The following is a 23,193-nucleotide window of genomic DNA, read 5'->3' as shown; positions in this document are numbered from 1 at the left end:
TTATTTTAATATAAATTCTATCTTCCCGGCATGTACCAACTCCTCATGACTGATACGATAACCTGCATGTTTCTTTCCATTCAATTTTACCTCCTTAATCAGATCGGCATTATCTCCCGGACGGACAGCAGTAATGACCAGCTCTTTTTCTTTATAATATTTCGGATCCAACTGAATGGTTACTTTGTCAAACGTAGGTGTAGTCAGCGTATAATCAGGCATTCCCGGACAATCAGGATACAAACCGATCATACTGAAAATAGCCCATGCTGACATCGTACCGGTATCATCATTACCGGGAATACCGTCAGGCCGGTCAGTGAAATATTCGGCAAGCAAACGCTTCACCTGTTTCTGGGTACGCCATTCTTCTCCTTTGAAGTAACTGAATAAATAAGGATAGGCAATATCCGGTTCGTTGGCAGGATCATACAAGCCTTCATCAAATACTTTCTGCAGTTTATCCACAAACTTCTTCTTACCTCCCATCAATCGGGTCAAGCCTGCAATATCATGGGGAACATAAAATGTATAATTCCAGGAGTTCCCCTCATGAAAACCGGGACTCGGAGCAAAATTGGCTCCTTCCATCGGATCGAATGGAGAGTAGAATGTTCCGTCGGGTAAAATGGGACGTAATGTACCGAACTCCTTGCAGTAGTAATGTTTATATCCCAGCGAACGGTCGTAGAATAACTTCGCATCTTCTTTCTTTCCCAGCGCCTGGGCAAAACGTGAGAGCGCATAATCGGCTATATAGTATTCCAGTGCATGCGATACAGAATTATCATACTGCTCTGTCAGGGGCACATATCCTTTCGCAATGTAATCATCTATGTCGGGACGCATTAAATTATCTTTGCCAGGTGTCGTAGCAGACTTATACATAGCTTCATAGGCTGCTTGTACATCAAAGTCACGCAACCCTTTCATCCAGGTATCCACGATAACGGGAATACTCGGATCACCCTCCATGGTAAGTGTCTCACGCCCGTAAAGCTCCCATTTGGGTAACCATCCGTGCTCCTTGTACATATCTACCATTGTACGAACCATATCCAACTGCCGATCGGGGAAAAGCAGTGTCATCAACTGATGTACATTACGGTAGGTATCCCAAAGCGAGAATACAGTATAACGGTTGCCTTTTGTCGTAAGAATCTCGCTACCTTCCATAGCCGGATATTGTCCGTTCACGTCCTGCAAAATATTCGGATGAATCAACAAATGATACATGGCGGTATAGAATACTCTTTTCTGCTCTTCGGTACCACCTTCTACAAGAATCCGTGAAAGATCATTCTGCCACATGGCACGCGCTTCGGCACGAATCTGATCAAATCCCTTTCCGGCCTGCTCTTTCTCTAAATTCAGACGGGCATTGGCTATGCTGACAAACGACACTCCCATACTGACTTCGATCGTTTCACCTTCGTCGGTATCAAACGTAAACCAAGTACCGATATCATCGCCACTCATCTCTTTGGTATAAGCAGTATACAGCTTATTTTTACCGGAAGTATTATCCCACTGCGCTTCCACCGTCATCGGACGCATCTTCTTCCAATAGCCACGTGCACGAGGAGTTTTGTTAATACGCATCACAAAATAAATGGGAAATACGGCCTGCGGATTATAACAGAATGTACCGAGCAGCTTACTCCCCTCTATTTCGGTGTCACTGACAAAACGAACGGTAGCCCCGGTTTCATTGGTCAATCCTTCGCCCAGATTCAAAAGGATATTACTTTCTCCTTTGGGAAAAGTAAAACGACTGATTCCGGTACGCAAAGTAGCCGAAACCTCATTCTTAATCCCATATTTAGTCAGAACATTTGAGTAATAACCCGGAGTGGCTTTCTCGTCTTTATAGGCACTTCCGTATTGTAAATAATCAACGTTCAATTTTCCGGTTGTGGGCATCAAAAGTAAGGAGCCCAGCTCCGGACATCCTACTCCACTCAGATTAACATGTGAGAATCCGGTGAAATAGGTATTGGTATGTTCATAAGGTGTAGACCACCACTGGCTGTCTTTATCTATTTTATTACCAACGGATTTGTCCCCCATCACATTAAAAGGAACAACCGACATCATTCCCTGCGGACAGATAGCTCCGGGATTCGTTGTTCCGTAATTCGTCGTTCCGACGAACGGATTTACATAATCTACCGGATTCTCTTGCGCAGAAGCCACTGCTATAAATAGCCAGGCAGCTGCAAATGATACAAAATAAGGTAGTTTCTTCATTCTTTCAATACTATTATTTATTAATATATACGTTTGGTTTCACCCGCTCTGTGAGGAAGGTTATTCTACAACGATTTCGTCGGTAAACACCCAGCCTCCAAACTCTTCTCCGGCACGAGCCTGATAGCGGATGTATCGTCCTTTGGCTTCCCCATTCCATGCGTAGTTTTTAAAGACCACAGCATCCGACTTCACTACTTTATGTGTCTGACGACTCAATTCGGTGAAGTTCTTGCCATCCTCCGAAACAGAAATTATCACTTCGGTAGGCAAAAAGACTTCCGGACCTACTACCTGCATAAAATCTGCGCCAATCGAATGCAAAACAGTCGACTCACCCATATCGATAGTTACATCCAAACGATCACGGGAAATAAAGCCCTGCCATACCCCATCACTGTAAGTCCAGCTACCCCGGATTCCGTCAGTCAGGGTTTTATCGCCTTGCGCCGGATAAGACGCATTGTAAGGAGCATTATATTTAACCGTTTTGCCCAAGGCAAGATGCTGAACCGGTTTTGACGCTTCAGGCCGATTACCGATCTCCTTTTTCAAATCAAACGGATGATATCCCTTGGATTGTAGATATGCTACGGCTTTTAGAGCACGCGGGCGAAAATCAGTCCATGATTTTCGTTCGGGAGCAGACCAAGCCACTTCGGCCAACGCAAGAATACGAGGATAAATCATGTATTCACAATGCTCGTCAGTCTGGATGTATTCCGCCCAAAGATTGGCTTGGACACCATAAATCAGCTTCGCTTCATCAGGTGTAAGTGAGGCAGGGATCGGATTATAAGAGTATACCTTTTCCAAGGGCAGATATCCGCCAATAGCCTCAGGTTGGGAATAAGGTGCATCTTGATAACCATCTATATAACAATGTGACCCGGGAGTCATAATCGCCTGATGACCGGATTTTACGGCATCGATACCTCCTTGTTCACCACGCCATGACATCACAGTAGCATTGGGCGCCAGTCCTCCTTGCAAAATCTCATCCCATCCTAACAGTTTACGTCCATGAGCATTGAGAAATACTTCTACGCGATGGATCAGGTAACTCTGTAATTCATCCACATTAGCCAAATGCTCATCCTGCATGCGCTTTTGGCATTTAGGACAGGTTTTCCAAGCTACCTTACCGGCTTCGTCGCCTCCAACATGAATATATTGAGAAGGGAAAAGCTCCATGACCTCCGTCAACACATCCTCAAGAAACGTAAAGGTTTTCTCGTTTCCGACACAAAAGTCGGCATCCTTGTAAGGCTCTCCCGAACAGGACAGTTCCGGATAAGCGGTCAGAACCTCTTCTGAATGAGCCGGCATTTCGATCTCAGGAATAATGGTAACATGGCGCTCGCGTGCATAATTGACCAATTCACGAATATCATCCTGTGTATAATAGCCGCCTGAAGCCCCCGGAGCATCGAAACGACAATATTTACGTCCACCTTCATTCCACCATTTTTTCCAGTTAGCTTCCGGACGCCAGGCGGCAAATTCTGTCAATAAAGGATATTTCTTAATCTCGATACGCCACCCCGCAGCATCTGTTAGGTGTAAATGTAAACGATTGAGTTTATAATAAGCTAATGCATCTATCTGCTTTTTTACAAACTCCTTGGAGCGAAAATGCCTTGAAACATCGAGCATCAGCCCCCGGTATTCAAATCGTGGTGAATCTTGAATCGTCGTAGCCTGAACTGACCAAGTATCTCCCATTGCAGGCTGTGCCATTTGCAAAAGGGTCTGTACGCCATAGAATAATCCGGCTCCGGAAGTAGCCTGCACTGTTATTTTACGGGGAGTAACTTCTAAGGTATAGCTCTCGGGAGAGGGTAACTGAGAGTTATCCTTTGTTATCAGCAATGAGACTACATTCTCTTTGGCTTGTTTTTTGGAACTTTTAAAGTGAATGGGTAATGTCTCCAGATAATCCATCATCATTTTCTTCTCCTTACCCTTCAGATTGGTATACAACAGGGTTTCACCGGAAAACTGAAAAGTTCCGCTTCCTTGTTCCATCCGGAGAGGTATGGGAATGACAGACTGCGCTTTCATACCAGCTGTTGCTATCATCAAACCGGCTGCAAGCAAGAAAGTACAAATTCTCATTGTAGGTTTTATCATGATATGATTGGTTTTAGTTTTTTGTTTTCAATGCACAAATATAAGTAAAATGTCAGATTATCTGCAATTAGTCAATCATTATCTTAGCTATTTCCGGAGTACGGATCCCCGGCTTCAACTCACCATTGATGTTAAAGAAGGTCTGTCCCTGTCCTGTCAATGCAGCACCGGCACGAGCGACATCTTGGCTCCGAACAGCCTCTTCCCATTTATCCCGACGTGTGTTGTAAATCAGGATACGGTCATTGAAACGATACCATTCAGCCGGATGCAACATATATGTTTTTGCTTCAGATTTCAAACTGTCTACAGCTGCCTGATTACCGCCGGTCACTGCTGCTTTCATCATCTCCTCGCGTTGCAGGGCAGACAAGAAAATATCTTTATTAACCCCACCGGTGCAAAGTATCAGACTGTCTGTCAGAGCTATACCTGCACCTCCACCTAAAGCTACAGGCACAGAATCACTCCCTATCGGAGTAGAGACGGGTTGCCATTGTTGCAAAGAGGGGGAATAACAGTATCCGTCAGTAGAAAGAGTTGCAGACCGCCCATCGAATGCCCCGGAAAAACCTCCCCACAGATATAAAAGTGTCTCATTCTCTTTACGCTGCCCCACACATACAGGCTGTACACGGGGAGCACCCGGAAAATCGGGAAGTTGTTGCCAGCCGGTCTCAGGGTTGCCCAGATTGAGGCAATAAAGCCCATTCGAAGGCTTGCCATTCACATTGCCTCCGGCTACAAAAAGGGTATAATCAACAACCGAACCACTCATGTTATCCATCGTACAAGGTAAAGATGGCAGCGTATCTACAATCACAGCTTGTTTATCATCACTCAAAGAAAGGCGGTAAACGGCAGATAAGGATCCATTTTCATTCGATCCACCCACACACACTATCCCTCGAGGAGTCGATACTGAGACTCCATAAGCAGCAGCAACGGGCAGCTGACCTACTTTTCGCCACACGAAAACTGAATCTGCAGAAGCGTCAGCAGCATAAATACCTTGGTAGAATTTCTTCTTCCCTCCTTCAGCTGCCGGAGTTTCCGGAAAATTACATCCGCCGGCAATCAATAATTCTCCCTGATAGATGCCGGCATAACATGCCGATACACCCAAAGAAAAACCGGGTTCTCCTTCGGGGAATCCGGTCATTTTCTGCACGCTAATCCCTTCTTCATTAGGCGCAACTTGCCGGGAGCTGCACGAAGCAGCCATCCCGGCAAGTAAACATCCAATGATAGAAAGAAAACGAATCGTTTTAATTTCTGTCATTTCTATTTTTTCAATTCAACGTAATTTCATCTACAAATAAGAAGCCCGGATTACCTTTACCACCATGCCATGCCGGAATCGAGTGTTCCGATGTTGCAATCACTTTCACATAACGGGTTTTTACCGGATCAAAAGTCAATTTGTGCTCGTAAAGGCCATTACGATCTGTCTCTTTCATTTCAGGATATGCTTCAGAAGCTACCTTTGTAAAAGTCTTATCGTCATCTGATACTTCAATTGAGAAAGAACGTGCATCAAATACCCAGTCGCCCTTTTCAACACAAGTAGTGATAGCTACACTGGAGATCTCGGTAGGTTGTTGCAAGTCAATCGTTACATCCATATCATTTTTATAAAAAGCGATCCAACGACCTGTTTTATAATTGCCATTTCCTTTCAGTCCGTCTACTAATGTAGAAACACCACCAAATTCATATTGCTTGTTTACAGGCTGATTGGCTTTAATAGGTTTTGAAGTAGATTTACTGAAAGCAATCTGTTCAGTCAGCATTTTGCTGTTTCCGGTAGGACGGACAGCAACCGCTTTCAGAGTACAACTTTCCTTGATTGTAAGAATACTATCACACACAGGAGAAGCTGCCGTAGGCTCAGTTCCATCTAATGTATAATGAATGGGAGCACCGTCAATAGTAGTCATCACTACGTCTACTGCTCCTGTGGCCGAATTAGCTACAAACTCAGATTTCACATCAAATACATGTTTGGCATAATTATATCCTTCAGCATCATAAATATTAATCAACTGCGGCAAACGGCTCAGGAAGTTTTCATAATTCTTCTTTTCAGGATTAGACCATTGAACCTCTGCTAAAGCAGCCCAACGCGGCAACACCATATACTGAGCCTGAGAGAAAGTAGGAATGTATTCCGTCCAAAGATTAGCCTGTACGCCAATAATATGTTTTTGTTCTTCCGGTGTCAATGAAGAAGGCATCGGTTCGTAACCATAAACTCTTTCCAAAGGCACATAACCACCGATAGCCAAAGGTTCATTCTCTGTATCCTTGGTCTGATAGTAGTCAAAGTAAAGATAAGTGTTCGGGGTCATGATAACATCATGTTTCTGCTTGGCAGCTTCGATACCGCCACCTTCGCCGCGCCATGACATCACTGTAGCATTCGGAGCCAGTCCACCTTCCAGGATTTCGTCCCAGCCAATAATCTGACGTCCATGTTCGTTCAGGAATTTTTCTGCATGATTGATAACAAAACTCTGCAAATATTCTTCTTTTGAATGTTTAGCGTCACTCTTGATTCCCAAGGCCTTGATACGAGCCTGGCACTTCGGACATTTCGCCCATTCAGTCTTCGGACATTCGTCACCTCCGACATGGATATATTCAGAAGGGAAGATATCCATTACTTCTGTCAGGACATCATCAATAAAAGTCAGTACACTGTCGTTTCCGGCACAAAGCACCTGATCAGATACTCCCCATATTTTCCAAACCTCATACGGTCCACCTGTACATCCCAAATGCGGATAAGCGGCCAATGCTCCCTGCATATGTCCCGGAAGGTCAATTTCAGGAATAACAGTGATATAACGATCTGCAGCATACGCTACGATTTCTCTGGCTTCTTCCTGAGTATAGAAACCACCGTAAGGTTTTCCGTCATATTCACCGGAATTACGTCCGATTACAGTTTCCGATCTTTTTGAACCGATCTCAGTCAGTTTAGGATACTTCTTGATTTCAAGTCTCCATCCCTGATCTTCGGTTAAGTGCCAGTGTAAACGGTTCATGTTATGCAAAGCCATCATATCGATGTATGTCTTTACTTCGTCTACTGTGAAGAAATGGCGACCTACATCAAAATGGGCACCACGATAACTAAAACGAGGATAGTCGCTAATCTCGACAGCCGGCAATGAAGGAGTTGTACCGATAGCTACCGGAATAGACTTACGTAAAGTCTGGATACCATAGAATACACCAGCTTCAGTAGGAGCAGCAATAGTTACACCATCTGCGTTCACACTCAACTGATAAGCTTCGGGGTTTTCTGATTCCATACCCAACTTAAGCAGAATAGCACCTTTGCCCTCAGTACCTGCTTCAACGGCATAATCCTTACCTGTGGCTTTCTTCAGATAATCAGCCAGGAATTGGGCATTGCGTTGCATCTTTTCATTTCCTTCCGGATAGATGATTTTTACACTACCATTTAATGTAAATGGTTGGCTTTGAGCAGTCGTAATTTCCTGAGGTAAAGGAATTACCTGGTAATTAGCTGTAGTTTCTTTGTCGTTACACGAAGAAATAAATCCCGTGAGCGCCAGTAAACCGGCAATTTTAAAAAGATTTCTCATACAAATTATTTAATAGGTGTTAGTTATAGGTATCTCGTACATGTTTCACTGTGATATTCAAGCTTTCTCCCTTCTTAATCTCCGGAGACGTTATCGTTATTTTTTTGTTTTCACCCGGCAACAGATCGAAGAAATTATCAGTGAAACGGGCTCCTTGAACAGGAATCTGGACAAAGACATCTTTTGCCAGTTTAGGAGATGACAAGGTCAGTTCACACTTCCCATCGAGTTGTTTCACTTTCATGGAAATAGCTGTCTGAGGCAGCTCCAAATTCTTGGTTTTATCAAAGAAATAAACTTCTTCAGCCACTTTCCTACCCGATTTATCTTTCAGGCTAAGTAGTAGAAAACTGCTCTTTCGCTGTTCCGGATTCACCCAAGTGTCCAACGGTTTACGCACGATACAAGAAGAAGTATTCATCGCTACCTCAACTGCCTTGATGACTTCTTTGTCTAATGTCTTGCCATTAAAATCAATGACTTTCATTTCAAGTGTAAGCTGACTCTGCTTTTCCAACATATCGGATATCAGATAAATATTCAAGCTATCGCCTTCCTGTATTACATTGACCAGTAACGGCGCAAAAGCACGCTTTGCCTGATAATGCAACGCTTTCCAATTGCCATAATAGTCTATACTGGACCAGGAAACTACCGGCCAGCTATCATTAAGCTGCCAATATAATGTCCCCATACAATAAGGGCGGTTACGACGATGTGCTTCCATCCCATGACGCATGCCGTGTCCCTGAAGCACAAGTCCGATATACACAAAGTCTTCAAATTTCTCAGGAACGATATAATCACGTTCCATATAGGTACGTATCAAGTCATTACCAATACTGCTTTTCTGATGCCCATTCATCACTTCCGATTCAATCTGATAGTCTTCCGGAGCAGCAAATGTAGCAATCGTCTTCATTTCCGGGAACGACTGGAAACCAAATTCACTCATAAATCGCGGTAAATCCGTGTCTAATGATTCGAATGTTTTTTTGCCGTACCACACTCCCCAATTATGACTGTCACCTATGCCCCATGACTCCGGACGTCCCCAATTTGCAAAATAAGGAGAAGAATGCTTGTAAAAACGACCTTCATCGAGTTCCTGTACTTTGGCAGGAAGTAATCCCCGGAACAACTTATCATACCCCCGGAACATATTTTCATACACTTCCGGAGTATAGTTTTTCTGCCATCCCCAATATTTCAATCCTTCCAGAATCTCATTATTTCCACACCACATGGCCAATGAAGCATGGTTGCGCAGACGTTTGATATTATATTCAGCCTCTTCTTCTACCCGCTTCAAGAAAGTAGGATCGCTGGGATAAGCAGTACAGGCAAACATAAAATCCTGCCAAACAAGAATACCATTTTCATCTGCCAGATCATAGAAACGATCATCCTCATAAGTTCCTCCCCCCCATATACGTACCATATTCATATTGGCCTCTTTCATGTCCCGGAACAGAGTCTTATAACGCTCAGTGGTTATACAGGGAAGCAATGCATCATCAGGGATATAATTGGCTCCTTTGGCAAACATCGGGATACCATTCACTTCAAAATAAAAAGATTCTCCCTCTTTATCTTTTTCGTTTACCACCCGTATCGTACGAAGTCCGATGCGATGCTGGCGCGAGGCAATTGTTTTACCGTCACATATCACTTGTGCTGAGAAATCATATAAATGAGGTTCTCCCCATCCATTGGGCATCCAACGCACAGGGTTCTGAATATCCAACGGAATATGAATCTTATTTAAACCCGGTTTTAACGTCACGTTCTCCTTTACTGTTACTTCTTTCCCTCCTTGCAATGAATAAGAGATCAAAACCTCAGCAGATTTTTCCTTCTCTGAAATGCTATTAATTTCCAATTCATTAGAAAGTTTTGCGACTTGATCTGTCAGGCTCAACTGTTTCACATGATAATCGGCAATAGTGGCAACATCATAAAAACGAAGAGTCACAGGACGCCAGATACCGCTTGTAACCATGCGGATTCCCCAGTCCCATCCATAACTATAAGGTGCTTTTCTAGTAAATACACTAAGACGCTTTTCGTGGTGATCATTATCAGCCGGATAATTAAATCCATTGGATGACCATTGTGGAAGAGTTTGTTTTATAGGAGAATGAAAATAGACATGCAGCAAATTCTCACCTTTACGTAACACCTGTTTTACAGGAACCGCATAACCCACAAACATATTATCTGATTTCAAAACCAAAGAACCGTTCAGATAAACGTCAGCATAGGTATCCAATCCCTCGAAGAAAAGCTGGGCGGCATCTCTCTTTAATTGTTCCTCTGTAACGACAAAACAAGTTTTATATTCCCAATCTTCGTCCTCCACCCACTGAATCTTTTTTTCATTGGTCCCATAGAACGGATCAGGTAGCAGTTTATGATGAATCAAATCCTGATGAACTGTGCCCGGAACAGTAGCTGGCAGCCATTTTTCTGTTCCTACCTGTGAAAACGACCAATCGTCATTCAGCATTAACACATCCGAAGTGTCTTGGTTTTGCCCATAGGCTAAACTGCAACAACATACAAGTCCATACAATAACTTTTTCATCATAAACTGCTCACTTTTTCAAGTTTATTTTCCCCAGTCCGTACGGAACGTAGACGCCGGTAAACCGTCACCGTTGACTAGATTGGCACGGGTAAAAGGTTGCCAACCGTAACGCACGTGAAGAGGATTTTTCACTTCTTTACTATATACTTTAATTTGATTTCCTACGATTTCGGCTGTGGCCGGATAATAAATATCCTCTGTTTCTGCCACTTCGAATGTCTGTAACGGCTTTCCGTCCGATGCATGCATCCCCTCGGCACAATCGAATGATACATAAGCAGCGCCATCACGAAACTCTACATTACGGAACATTGGTCCCGAAGGTGTAACATTCTTCTTTCCATAAGTTTGATTCAAAGCCCAATGAGCCAAACGCTCGCCTACCGGCTGCTTATGTTTGGGATGCACATCAAGTGAATCGCCCAGGTCACTCGATACCGCCATACCCGTATGAGGTATTTCATACATCATTCTACGCTGGCTATCACGGAACCAAGGCCATGACGGACGGTTGATACTTGACAACTGTACATAATAAAAAGGTAAATTCTCATTTTCCCAGTTTTTACGCCAGCTCTCAACCAAGAGCTTAAACAATTTCTCGTGTGCCTCACGATTATGTGCATTCGATTCACCCTGATACCAGATGATGCCTTTAATAGGATATTGCTCCAAAGGACGAATACCTGCCTCATATAAATAACAAGGTTCGTAAGGATGACGTTGCTGCTTATTAACAGCCTTTTTCACATTAAGAGCAGCGCGACCGCGCACCCAATCCTGAATAAAGTCATTTTGAGTCCAGTTACGTAATATAGCAGGGAACTTATACTCCAATGTACTGCGATCAACCCATGCTTCAGTAGGCGAACCACCAATCGCATTACAAATCAATCCTACAGGCACTTTCAGGCTATCCTGCAGCATTTTGCCAAAATAATAGGCCACAGCAGAAAAAGAACCTGCTGTTGCAGGTGAACAAACCGTCCATTCGGTATCTTTATAATACTGCAAATGATTCAACGAATCCAATACGGATGCATCCCACTCCACTGCGTCCGTACGCCAGCGTGCCTTCATATCGAACAAACGAATCTGATCATTAGCAGCCTGCGGAATATCTCTTTTAGCCGTTTTACTCCAACTCAAATAAAATTCCATGTTAGATTGTCCGGAACAAAGCCACACTTCTCCGGCCAAAACATTATTGAATGTTTGTTTCTGTTTTCCGGCAGAGACAGTCAGTGTATATGGACCACCGGCCTTTAACGGCTGAATGGTGACAGTCCAGTCTCCATTGGAAGCAGCCTTTGCAGTCAACTTCTGTTTAGCTATTGAAACAGTCACTTTTTCACCCGCATTTGCTTTGCCTCGGATAGCCAACGGCTCTCCGTGTTGAAGTACCATGTTATCAGTATACAACTCAGATAGATGTAACCCTCCAAAATCTCCTGTAATCGCCGAATATACCGTTTTTGCAAGAATACCGGCTCCCTCTACGTTAGGATGTACAGCATCCGGAAGAAGATAGGGGTAAGGATAAAGCGGTTCATGGAAATCCATTAACTGAACTCCTGCATATTTAGCTATCGTCTCAATACTTTGTTGAATTTCTCCATGCCAATCACGGGTACCTGACTCAAAACGAGGATGACGGTCAGCGATCGGTGTCAAACGGGCAATAATAATATGACATTTAGGATTAGCAACTCTGAAAGAATCAATCAACGCCAGATAATCTTTCACGAAACTGTCACGATAGTTCGGCCAATCACGTGGATCCGTATCATTAATACCCAAATGGATAACAACAATATCACCGGCAAAAGCAATTGCCTTTTTAAATTCTTCTTGCTGCATGTAAGGACGATGTCCCTTATTCAATAAGGTAGCTCCTGATTTCCCGAAATTTCCAACTTCGTAAGTCTCCCCTAGGAGTTGTTGCAACTGTGATGGGTAAGAGTCCGTTGCAGGATTCGGAAGAGTATATCCGTATGTAATACTATTCCCTACACAAGCCACTTTCACCCGCTTCTGTGCGGATAAAATGGTGCATACCATCAAGAACAGAGATAAGAATAGTATCTTTTTCATTTCTTATTTATATAAGGTTTAACAATATCAACCCATTTTAAGTAGCCTTTTCCCAGTAAATGTAAACCATCATTAGTATACTCAATATTCATTTTCCCGGTCTTCTCATCAACAAAATGAGAATAAAGATCGATATAGGTCACATTCTCTTTATCAGCAAGATACATCAGTCCTTCATTGATCTTTTTCACTTCCTGCCAGCGTGACGTATGTCCGCCAAACATCTTATAATGATCGGTTACCGGAAGTATACTTTGCAAATATAGCTTTGTTTTTGGAGAATCTTGTTTAATTTTTTGAGTAATCATACCAATACGGTTCACAATTGTATCTGCAGAAGTGCCCCGGCTTACATCATTTATGCCGATCAACAAGAATATTTTGGCGGGTTTTCCTTTCAAAATCGCATCCAGCCGATCATAAACACCCATACAGATATCACCACTGATTCCTCGGTTCTTGACATGCTTATTATTCAATAATTCACTCCATTCTCCCCCGTTGGTAATGCTATTACCCAGAAAAATGATATCTTTTGAAGTCACAGGCAACTCCTCAAACAGAGTTGCACGTTGATAATAGAACGTAGAATATTTGCGTTCCTGTGCGTTGCTCGCCATTGAGGCGAGCAACAACATCATTAATAAAATTTTCTTCATTCGTTTTTATTTTTTCTCAATCACTTCGTTTTGTCGGGCGAATAGATAAGTCCGTCCACTGCATTTTCTCCGTCAGGAGTTACAAAAACTGTAGTAAACATCCACTTCACCAACCGCACCTCGGGCATATTGAATTTGCCAACCGGCAATTTCAGGAAAACTTTATTCCAGCCTTTATTCAGATGGACGGCGATAGGTGGACGTGCCACACAATTTTCATTTCCCAACGCTATTTCATTACTCTTTGTACGATGAGTAGCTGTCCATACAGGTGGCTGTATTTCTTCATTATTGATCCAGATACGGCTGCCTTTATAGTCCCATTTACCTTGCAATGGAGCCAGGTCCATTTCCGAACGACCATAATTCTGGAATTCAGCCCACAGCCCTACTTCCTGATCTTTCGGAGAGTAAACCCATGTATAGGCATAAGCCGTATGATTCTCTTGCGGATCTTTATAGAAAGTAGGTACCATTTTCCCCCATACATGACGAAGATAGATACCCGCACCAATGGCAGGGTGTACCCCATACTCTTTTCCTTCATATAAATAAGAATCCTTCAATTCCTGTTCCGGAGGAAAGACTTTATTCAAATCTCCACCATTAGGAAATGCATCAGTAATATTCCATTTTACATTCGTCTGTTTTACATAGGCGAACGGATATCCCTTAAATGTATGCTCTTTATGCCAAAGCATACGATTCTCAAAATCAGCAAATTCTTTAAACTCCGGAGAGCCTTCAGAAGGTAAGATAGTACCATTCTTATCAAAATATTCTGTACCTCCGCCTTTCCATGCACGTTCAGCAATAGCCAGCATATTAGGATAGAAATTATTCTCAAGTATAATATTGCGTTCGTTAGCTACGTAACGGTCATTCCAGATGGCAAGAATTGTCCCTGCAATATCGTCACTTCCTTGCTCAACATTATAAATACGGCTGTTATACAATGCAATGATATCGCCAAAAGTATCAAAATGATTGAGATAATGAAACTTAGAATCAATTGCGGGAATACCTTTTTGGGCTTTTCCACGATAACTCCACAAATGCGTCATATCAATCTCGCCAGGTTTATAATGCCATCCCGGATTCCACGAAATGACTTTCTTTCCTTTGGCACGGACATATTCGACCATTTCCGGAACAAACTTTGGATTGGTAAATCGAACTTCATCCGTACCAATATGAAGATAAGGTACATCAAAAGTCTCGCAAACTTCATCTACCAGCAATTTAAGAATTTTCATTCCTTCCGGGCTCTGCATATCATGACGGAATGTACGGACAAAAGCCTCACTATGCCCCGGCATATCAAATTCCGGAATTAAAAGTATATTATGCGCTTTACAAAAAGCGACTAAATCTTTCGCTTCTTCCAATGTATAGTATTTACCCGGCATACGAGTCGTGTTCACACTGTCATTCAACATCGGAAAAATTTTACTTTGCAATCTCCATGATTGATTTTCAGTCAGATGCCAATGAAAAACATTAATTTTAAATCGTGAAAGAACAGCAATTTCACGTTTCAATTCTTCAATCGACATATACGTACGCCCTACATCCTGCATAAAGCCGCGTATTCGGAAAGCAGGCCAGTCAACAATTGAACAACCGTTGAATGTTGCCTTTTTCTTTTGTACATCCTGTAGCTGGGCCAAAGTCTGCATAGCCCAATACACACCATGCTCCGTCACAGCCTCAACCGTAACTTTGCCATTATTTACCACCAGGCGATAAGCTTCGTCTGCGTTCAAAGGTACCTCTTCTAACGAAGGTACCAGTTTCACTTCAATACTTGCACGAGCTTTGTCATCAATCACTCCACCCCTATCAACAACAAAAGCTTCCCACTCTTGCCGAAGCACCGGAGTAGAAAGCTTTGTTCTGCCCAGCACAAAACTGGAACCTAAAGGGGTAAACTTTTGCGGTTCCGGGAGCAGGTGATATTCACCTGCCCGAACCGAAGAAATTGTGCATAAGTAAATAATGAAACTGATTAAGAAAATTTGTTTGTTTCTCATCGGTATTTATTTAGTTTATGGGGGAAATCTCTCATTTAATAATGTCTTTCAACTTCACAGCCTGGAATGTCATGTGCGCCACACTACTTTCATAAAGAATACCAATCGTCTCTTTATCAATCATAGAGAGGCAAGAATAACCCCAGTTATTGCCTTCATCCAACAACAGCTGATGTTCGGGTGACCAAGTCACACCGCCATCCAAACTTATTTTAATAGTAGTATTATAGCGTCCTTTTGTCGTATTAGGATTAGAGAAAATCAATAAATCCTTGCCCAACACATTATCTTTTGCTTTCACACTGATCAAACTAGCCATACAAACAGATTCCGGCAATGCCTTACGAGAAGATTCATGTTCCGTCCATGTTTTACCCAAATCTTTTGTAATAGCCACAGCGCGGCTTCCTCCACGATTATCACGCATATTCAACATCAACACTCCGGGTTCGACCTCAGCTACCTGGGCTTCTGTAGTGTTCGTACGTGCATAATTGTGCATCTTCCAGTTCTTGCCACCATCTTTACTGTACATAATACCGGCATTGGGCACACGTGTCGAATCGATAAACTGAGTTGGGAATACCAAAGTACCGTCACTCATAGTGATACCCCTACCCGGTCCCTGCAACAAGAAATACCAAGAAGGATCTTTCACCTGCTCTGTAATATTAATAGGTGCAGACCATGTTTTACCATCATCTGTACTTTTAGCTAAAACAAGTTGTGCTGTATGGTTCATATCCATACCCGGATGTGAACTCCACCATGCCCGCTGATTACCCATACCATGTGTCCAGGCAGCAACCACCCAAACATTATTTGTTTTTGTATCAACAAGGATAGAAGGGTCTCCTACCCCATTCTGACCGGCAGGCAAACCACCGAATTCTCCAAAAGCCAAAGGCAAACGCATTTTTTCCCAAGTTTTTCCACCATCTGTACTGCGGCTTAAACCAACATCAACATGCTCCTGCAAGTCAACACTACTGTTATAACGTACATCATAAACTCCCAGTAACGTACCTTTATTAGTAGTCACCAATCCCGGAATACGGAATGCGGCAGAATTATCGTCTCCGGCATGGCGCACTCCTACTCCCATACGGTGTTCTATCCCATTTTCTGAAACTACATCCAACAGGGCTTTTTTGCCATCCAAAGTAATTGAAGCGATATCCGCGGTCACCTTGCTGGTAAGCGAAGTGCCCGGCTTCATTTGCAAACTAATCCAGAAATAATTGATTCCGGGAAACAGTTTCTGATCTCCTTTCAGAACAACCTGATTACCGGGATTAGTCACCTCCGATTTTTTGATTGAATAAGACGGATTGGCGGCAAGTGTTTTCCCCGGAGTGTTACTGGAAATATATCCAACAGGAGCAAAACGTTTTTTACCACTATCCTGCAATGCTTCAGTACCTCCATAATAAAGCTTTATGGACTGAATTTCAGAAAGATTCACTCCTTCACCCAAGTTTAACACTACATCGTTCAGGGTCTGGCTCTCTTTAGCATCCAAACGGAGATAGAATAAGACATTATCCTGCCTTTCTATCAAAATAGGAATACGTGTTTCACGAACAAAAATGGTATCTGCTGCTTGAACTACCGGTATAGCACACAGAAAACAGAAAAGCGAAAATAGAATTACGGCTTTTTTCATGGTATCGACTAATTAATATTTATGTTATCGGGAGCAAAGATAGTATTTTTTATTATATAACGGTTATGTTAATTAAATATTTTATTATATACGGTCGATTTAATAAACAAGACACTATTCGACGCAAAGCACTAAACCATCGGAAATAAACATATTCAAAGCGGTCATTGAAGACTATCCCATCAATCAGGATTTGGATTGTATTTAAAAACAAAGAGAGGGATGTTATCTCGAGCAACATCCCTCTCCTTTATCTTATTTCGGTGATCTATTGAAAACTCAATTATTCTTCAGCCACTTCCCCAATCTTAGTTGACCAATAAGGATTCTGATACAATACAGATGTCTCTGCTTTTTCATCCGGAGACAGCAATTCCATCTCACGAACCGGCACAGGATTGAGATAATGTGCCTTCTGCCAGGTATACCCATCGTATACATCATTATTGGTTTTCAAAATAGCATACGGACGCAGGTATTTAAAGGAGCGTGAAGAGATATTAGAACCTTCTTCACCAGAATCTTTAAATGTAACCTCAGCACCATTCTCATCTTTATTAGCCGATTTGTACATTTCATCCCAGAAATTACATCCTTCAGGGATATAATTTTTTGTCAGCAGATGATCCATTGAACGCCAACGTACCAAATCATCCCAACGCATCCCTTCACCAATAAATTCGCAACGACGTTCACGGCGAATATTTAATAAGGTGGCGTCTACAACTTGTCCACCCGAATATTTACCCCAATCTGTTTCCTGACTCAAATCGGTCGCATTGATTGTTTTTGTAAAATCAGGATCTACGCCTGCACGTTCACGAACGGCTCTCCAATATTGAGCTGCTTTACCTGTAACGTTACCATTCTTCATATAATAAGCTTCCAGATAATTCAGATAAGCCTCTACGCCACGATAAATAATACATCCGGTAGTCGACTCAGCTTTTCCCCATACATTCTGTGCCATATCAAAGCTGGCATATTTACGAATACGATATCCTGTCTGGTCTCTCATCTCTTCACGGTTAGATACAGGATGCGGAGCAAACATTTTCACAGTGCCCGGTTCCTCGGTCGAATATACTGGTACAAAATTGCTTTCACCAAACATAAACAACTGAAGACGGTTATCGCGATTGGCCTTCACATCATCCAATGTAGCATCCCCCTTATAAGGTGCTGCGCTACTGGCCGCATACCAAGGCAGACCATCCTGCATCAAGAAGCTTTCAACATAGCTTTTCAACAAGCCATGATTAGAACCGGACGCAATCCATGCCGGGGTGCCATGCATGATAGAGAAACTACCGGTTTTTGCATACTGACGCCAGAACAACACTTCGTCATAGCCGCTTAAATCAACATTGGCATACATTTCAAAATAAGGATTCCATCCGGATGTAATAGAAGGACTAGCAGGATCTTCAACCTTTGTATTAGGGGTCAAAGTTATTTTATCTGCAACTTCTTCCGCTGCCTTCATGGCTTCTGTCAAGAAGAAGTCAACCTCAGCTTCTACATCCAATGAGAAATTAGAATGTACTTTCTTTCCCGGCCAGTTATCATCTCCCGGTACACGCCCTGTACCCTTGTGGTATCTTTCAAAAGAAGCTTCATACAGTGCCACCCGGGATTTAATCAGCAAAGCTGTCTCACGATTCAAACGGGTATTATTTTTAAATCCCTTACTGTACATCATATTGGCAGCATCATCCAAATCTTTCAGGATAAAGCGGGCAACCAGATTACGAGGTTGGCGGACACCTTTTTCCATCAGCACCGTTTTGTCATCGGGCAAAACCTCTGTTACGATCGGAAAGTCACCGTAAGTACGCAATAAATTATAGTACACAAGAGCACGCATCAGATGCATTTCGCCAATATAATGACGAATATCGGCATCTGCTCCGGCAACCTCACCCGCTTCATATTTAGGCACAGCATTCTCAAAGAAGTAGTTGCAATAACGGATATTGCTGAAACTCCAGTTACCATCACTGGAAGGAACTTTCCAAAGCCCTTTTACATAGCGACTACTACGCCCTCCGGCCACCATATTATCCGTTCCACCATCGTTATTCGCTATACCTGCTCCATAACCACCATGCGAAGGAAAATAGTTTTGATACCTCGCTATGGAATAAGCGGCAAAGTGATCCACCGTTTGAAAGTAGACTTCCGGTGTGACAGAAGAAAGAGGTTCTCTATCAAGAAAGTCATTACAGGACGTGAGCGCCATTACCCCTCCCGCAACAAAACATGCTTGTACAAACAGATTTTTTATTTTAAGCTTCATAATACTTCAATTTAAAAATTAACGTTAACACCAACAGATATCACTCTTTGCAAAGGATACAACTTACCGGATCCTGTTCCGGCCAAACTTCCGGTAGCTTCCGGATCGAAAATCTTAGAAAGACTGGTTATAGTTGCCAGGTTATCACCCGAAACATATACACGTACAGAAGATATTCCGGCTTTCTCTGTCCATACCCGAGGCAATGTATAACCCAACTGAACATTCTTCAAACGCAGATATGCCCCATTCTGTAAATAACGCGTCTGAACCTTGGTATTACGATCCCCACTAAAGTTGACGCGCGGATAATATGAATTCAAATTAGCACCTAACGGGTCACCCTCCGGACGGAAGAAATCCCAATGTTCGGCAAAGCCGGTAGACTGCCACTCATTTCCTTGTCCGTTGGCTCCCCAGAAATAACATCCGTCCAGCCATAGGTCACGTTTTCCGATCCCCTGCATAAAAATGCTGAAATCGAATCCTTTCCAGGCAGCATCCAGTGTAATACCATATTTAAAACGAGGAGTCGAATTACCGATAATACGATAATCGCCCGTATCTCCTAATTTATTGGTTCCGTTACTGATTTTTCCGTCACCATCCAAATCGGCATACATAATATCACCGACACCCCAATTGGTTCCAACAGAAGATTGATCGACTTTTGCCAAATGAGCATCCATCTCTTCCTGTGATTTAGCAATACCGATTGTTGTCAATCCCCAAATATCGTTCAAATGTTCACCTTTATAATACGAACCTACATCATACGAGTCATTCGGATAGCGCAGAATCTTCTGTTGGTCATCAGAAAGTACAAATTTTGCTCCATAAGAAACTTCACCGATCCGATCTCTCCAATTTACCTCCAACTCAAAACCATACGATTTCATGTCCGAGTTGTTAATCTTCGGAACTGAAGTTCCCAACAAACTTGAAAGTTCGGGAGCCGGGCCGATCATATCATAAGTATAACGTACGAAATAGTCGAATGAACCGGATAAACGGTTATTGAAGAAAGACCAATCCAAACCGACATCCCAAGTCTCCACTGTCTCCCAAGTTTTCTTAGAGCTGACAATACCCGGATTTGTAGCATAGTTAGGACGTTCGCCATTTACTAGCCAACCGTAATTAGACCCTACAGGCATCGTTTGATAAAATGGATACCATGCATCATTGGTATTCGTATTACCCAGCTGCCCCCAAGAAGCTCTCAACTTTAAACTTCCCATATTAATTTTTTCAGCAAAGCTCTCCATGAATGGTTCGCGAGCAATATTCCAACCGGCAGAGAATGATGGGAAGAATCCCCAACGTTCTTTTCCTACGAAGCGGGAAGAACCATCATATCGACCATTAGCCTCAAACATATAACGGTCTTTATAACTCCAGTTAACACGCGCAAAGAAACCGGCTACTGAGTTGTCAGCATAACCACCATAAGCCTGCGGATCATCAGTTGCCGTATTAATAGTAGGTACCCCCGGGGTAATCAAAGTATTTTTTTCAGCCGTAATGTTTCTGGTTTTATATAACTCTGCATTAAAACCGGCCATCACTTTAAAATAATGTCCGTTATCGAACTGCTTGAAATAATCCGAATAAATATTTGTAGTATAATAATTTTCCTTCCAACTATATTCATTCACTCGAGAAGAACCTGCCGCATAAGAACCATATCCCATATCCCACACTGTATAATAAGGATCTCCGGCTACATTATAAGCATAAACAGGCAATACTTCCCAATGCTGATATTGAGTAGTGGTACGTACACTACCGTCAAGATTGATTTTCCAGTTTTTAATAGGTTCGAAAACCAGTTGCAACTGATTCGTATAAAAATCTTTCTGACTGTTTTGCTTTCCACCATTTTCCATCTGCTCCACTTCACCCTCATCCATAGGGAATCCATTCGGATCATAAGCCGGATGTACAGGCCATTTACGAGCTAAGTTATGGAAAAAGTTTCCGGTCAGATAAGAAGGACGCTCAAAATCCTCACGGGTCCATTTAGTAGAATATGTCACCTTAAACCAATCAGTGACAGCCGTTGTAATCTTACCGTTCAGCGTGTAGCGTTGAAATTTGTCTTTTCCATGACGCATCAAACCTTTCTGATCCAGGAAACTTCCGCTGATCAGGTATTGAGTCTTATCCGTACCACCATTAATACTAAGATTATGCTCCTGAGATGGTGCCCAATGATCATAGAATTCTTCAAACCAATCCGTATCTCCATTCGCGTTAGCCCATTTTTGCCAAATGCCTGCTCCATTATCAACAGTAGTAGCTTTCAGCGTTCCCTCTTGATAAGCTTTGATACGCTCCATTACAGCAGGGGCAAAAATGTCACCACCACCCTTATTGGCAGAAGCACGATTGAAGTACTGAGCAAAAGTGTAAGAATCCATAATATCCGGTACACCAATAGCGTCTGAGAAACGAGCACTACCGCTATATGACACATTGGTCTTACCGCTCTTACCACTCTTCGTTGTTACAAGAATTACACCGAATGAAGCTCTTGCACCATAAATAGAAGCGGATGCAGCATCCTTCAATACCGAAACAGATTCGATATCATTGGGATTGACAGTATTCAAATCCCCCTCAATGCCATCAATCAAAACCAGTGGGGATGAACCCGATCCATCACCAATCGTTCCGGCTCCACGAATATTCATGTTTAACGTTCCATCAAGGGCGCCACCGTTATTACCAACAGTAAGGTTTAAGCCGGGAACAACACCCTGCAATGCTTGTGAAGCATTTGCTACCGGACGCGCTTCCAACGCTTCAGCACCAACCATTCCTACAGCCCCTGTAACGTTCACCTTCTTTTGCGAACCATAACCGACTACAACAACTTCATCCAAAACCTCCGCATCCTCTTTCAGCACAATATTATAAGTGCTTTCAGAGCCAACTTTAATTGTTTGTTGCTTGTAACCAATATAGCTCACCAAGAATTGTGAATTAGGTGCCACCTTTAACGAGAACTTACCGTTTAAATCAGTAATTACTCCATTAGTGGTTCCCACTTCTACAACACTTGCCCCAATAACGGGCTCCCCGGTAACATCTGTTACCAGTCCCGAAATCGCCTTTACCTGTGCCATCACATTAAACGATAGCAAACAGCCCAACAAAATAAAAAGGACTTTTTTCATAAATTGATTTTTAGTTAATAAAAAAGGAAAATTATCTCTTCTAAACTCCATAAATATAAATACCTGAAAATGAGTACAGTCCTATCGGTACTTAGCTTTTTAAATAGTAAATACAGAATCAAGATAAAATATAATTGGCTATAATACAAGTCATTACATCTTAATAGTGAATCAAAACAACATGGTATTTTTAGTAAAAAAACACTTATGAATTAATAATGGTGAAAAGTAGTGAAGCAATAAATATTTTTTTCTCGTCCCAATTCCTCTAAAATCTACTTTTCAATAAGCCAAAAAGAGTTATCTATATTTCAACACAAAGAAACACCTTATAACATATAATAAGGTTTTTGAATATATCCTTTCGCCCTTTTCAAGTCAGTCCAATAGCTTTTTAAAACAATAATATATTACATATACCTATTCTAAGGTGAATCGCTATATATATAATATAAGAAATCAATATTATATGAGAGAGAATACCCCATAAACAATCTTTTGTGAAATTTCCAAGTGGGTTATCTTAGTTTTTCAATATTATTTCGTCTATATAAAAAATATATTTAAAATATGCTTGTGAGTTTTTAATATAATATATATATTTGCAACGGTTTGATAGTATATAAATGAAAAGAAATAATAAATTTAACCTTTTTCATTTATTATTTAG

The 23,193-nt window shown here is 42.1% G+C and carries 11 protein-coding genes; all 11 read right to left on the bottom strand.

Annotated features, from left to right (window positions below; all coding sequences use genetic code 11):
• Positions 1-2,250, bottom strand: coding sequence for a GH92 family glycosyl hydrolase (locus tag BSHG_RS09895; RefSeq protein WP_005800561.1), 2,250 nt, complete (start codon positions 2,248-2,250; stop codon positions 1-3).
• A 60-nt stretch (positions 2,251-2,310) separates the two neighbouring features.
• Positions 2,311-4,383: a family 20 glycosylhydrolase gene (locus BSHG_RS09900; RefSeq protein ID WP_005786671.1), complete on the bottom strand. Its 2,073-nt coding sequence runs from the start codon at positions 4,381-4,383 to the stop codon at positions 2,311-2,313.
• A gap of 67 nt (positions 4,384-4,450) precedes the next feature.
• The gene (locus tag BSHG_RS09905) at positions 4,451-5,665 is read right to left on the bottom strand and encodes a cyclically-permuted mutarotase family protein (RefSeq protein ID WP_005786669.1); all 1,215 of its coding nucleotides are present in this window, start codon (positions 5,663-5,665) and stop codon (positions 4,451-4,453) included.
• A 10-nt stretch (positions 5,666-5,675) separates the two neighbouring features.
• Entirely contained in the window at positions 5,676-8,000 is a 2,325-nt protein-coding gene (locus BSHG_RS09910) for a family 20 glycosylhydrolase (RefSeq protein ID WP_005786667.1), read from the bottom strand.
• A gap of 19 nt (positions 8,001-8,019) precedes the next feature.
• Positions 8,020-10,590 (bottom strand): beta-mannosidase, encoded by a 2,571-nt coding sequence (locus BSHG_RS09915; protein WP_008659464.1) that lies wholly within the window; start codon positions 10,588-10,590, stop codon positions 8,020-8,022.
• A 21-nt stretch (positions 10,591-10,611) separates the two neighbouring features.
• On the bottom strand, positions 10,612-12,684 hold the full coding sequence (locus BSHG_RS09920) for a GDSL-type esterase/lipase family protein (RefSeq protein ID WP_008659462.1): 2,073 nt from the start codon (positions 12,682-12,684) through the stop codon (positions 10,612-10,614).
• Positions 12,681-13,343 (bottom strand): SGNH/GDSL hydrolase family protein, encoded by a 663-nt coding sequence (locus tag BSHG_RS09925; protein WP_008659460.1) that lies wholly within the window; start codon positions 13,341-13,343, stop codon positions 12,681-12,683. The genes BSHG_RS09920 and BSHG_RS09925 overlap by 4 nt, the downstream gene beginning before the upstream one ends.
• A gap of 20 nt (positions 13,344-13,363) precedes the next feature.
• Entirely contained in the window at positions 13,364-15,376 is a 2,013-nt protein-coding gene (locus BSHG_RS09930) for a family 20 glycosylhydrolase (RefSeq protein WP_008659459.1), read from the bottom strand.
• A gap of 31 nt (positions 15,377-15,407) precedes the next feature.
• Complete coding sequence (locus BSHG_RS09935) at positions 15,408-17,042, bottom strand: sialidase family protein (RefSeq protein WP_005786655.1); 1,635 nt, start codon at positions 17,040-17,042, stop codon at positions 15,408-15,410.
• 283 nt (positions 17,043-17,325) lie between these two features.
• Positions 17,326-19,341 carry a RagB/SusD family nutrient uptake outer membrane protein gene (locus tag BSHG_RS09940; RefSeq protein ID WP_005794997.1) on the bottom strand — a complete coding sequence of 672 codons (2,016 nt, stop codon included), beginning with the start codon at positions 19,339-19,341 and terminating at the stop codon, positions 17,326-17,328.
• A gap of 11 nt (positions 19,342-19,352) precedes the next feature.
• Positions 19,353-22,523, bottom strand: coding sequence for a SusC/RagA family TonB-linked outer membrane protein (locus BSHG_RS09945; RefSeq protein ID WP_005786649.1), 3,171 nt, complete (start codon positions 22,521-22,523; stop codon positions 19,353-19,355).
• Between the last annotated feature and the right edge of the window lie 670 nt (positions 22,524-23,193).

The sequence above is a fragment of the Bacteroides sp. 3_2_5 genome (genome assembly GCF_000159855.2).
Lineage (GTDB): Bacteria > Bacteroidota > Bacteroidia > Bacteroidales > Bacteroidaceae > Bacteroides > Bacteroides fragilis.
The sequence above is the reverse complement of the archived record's forward strand: the minus strand, read 5'-3'. Positions and strand labels throughout refer to the sequence as shown.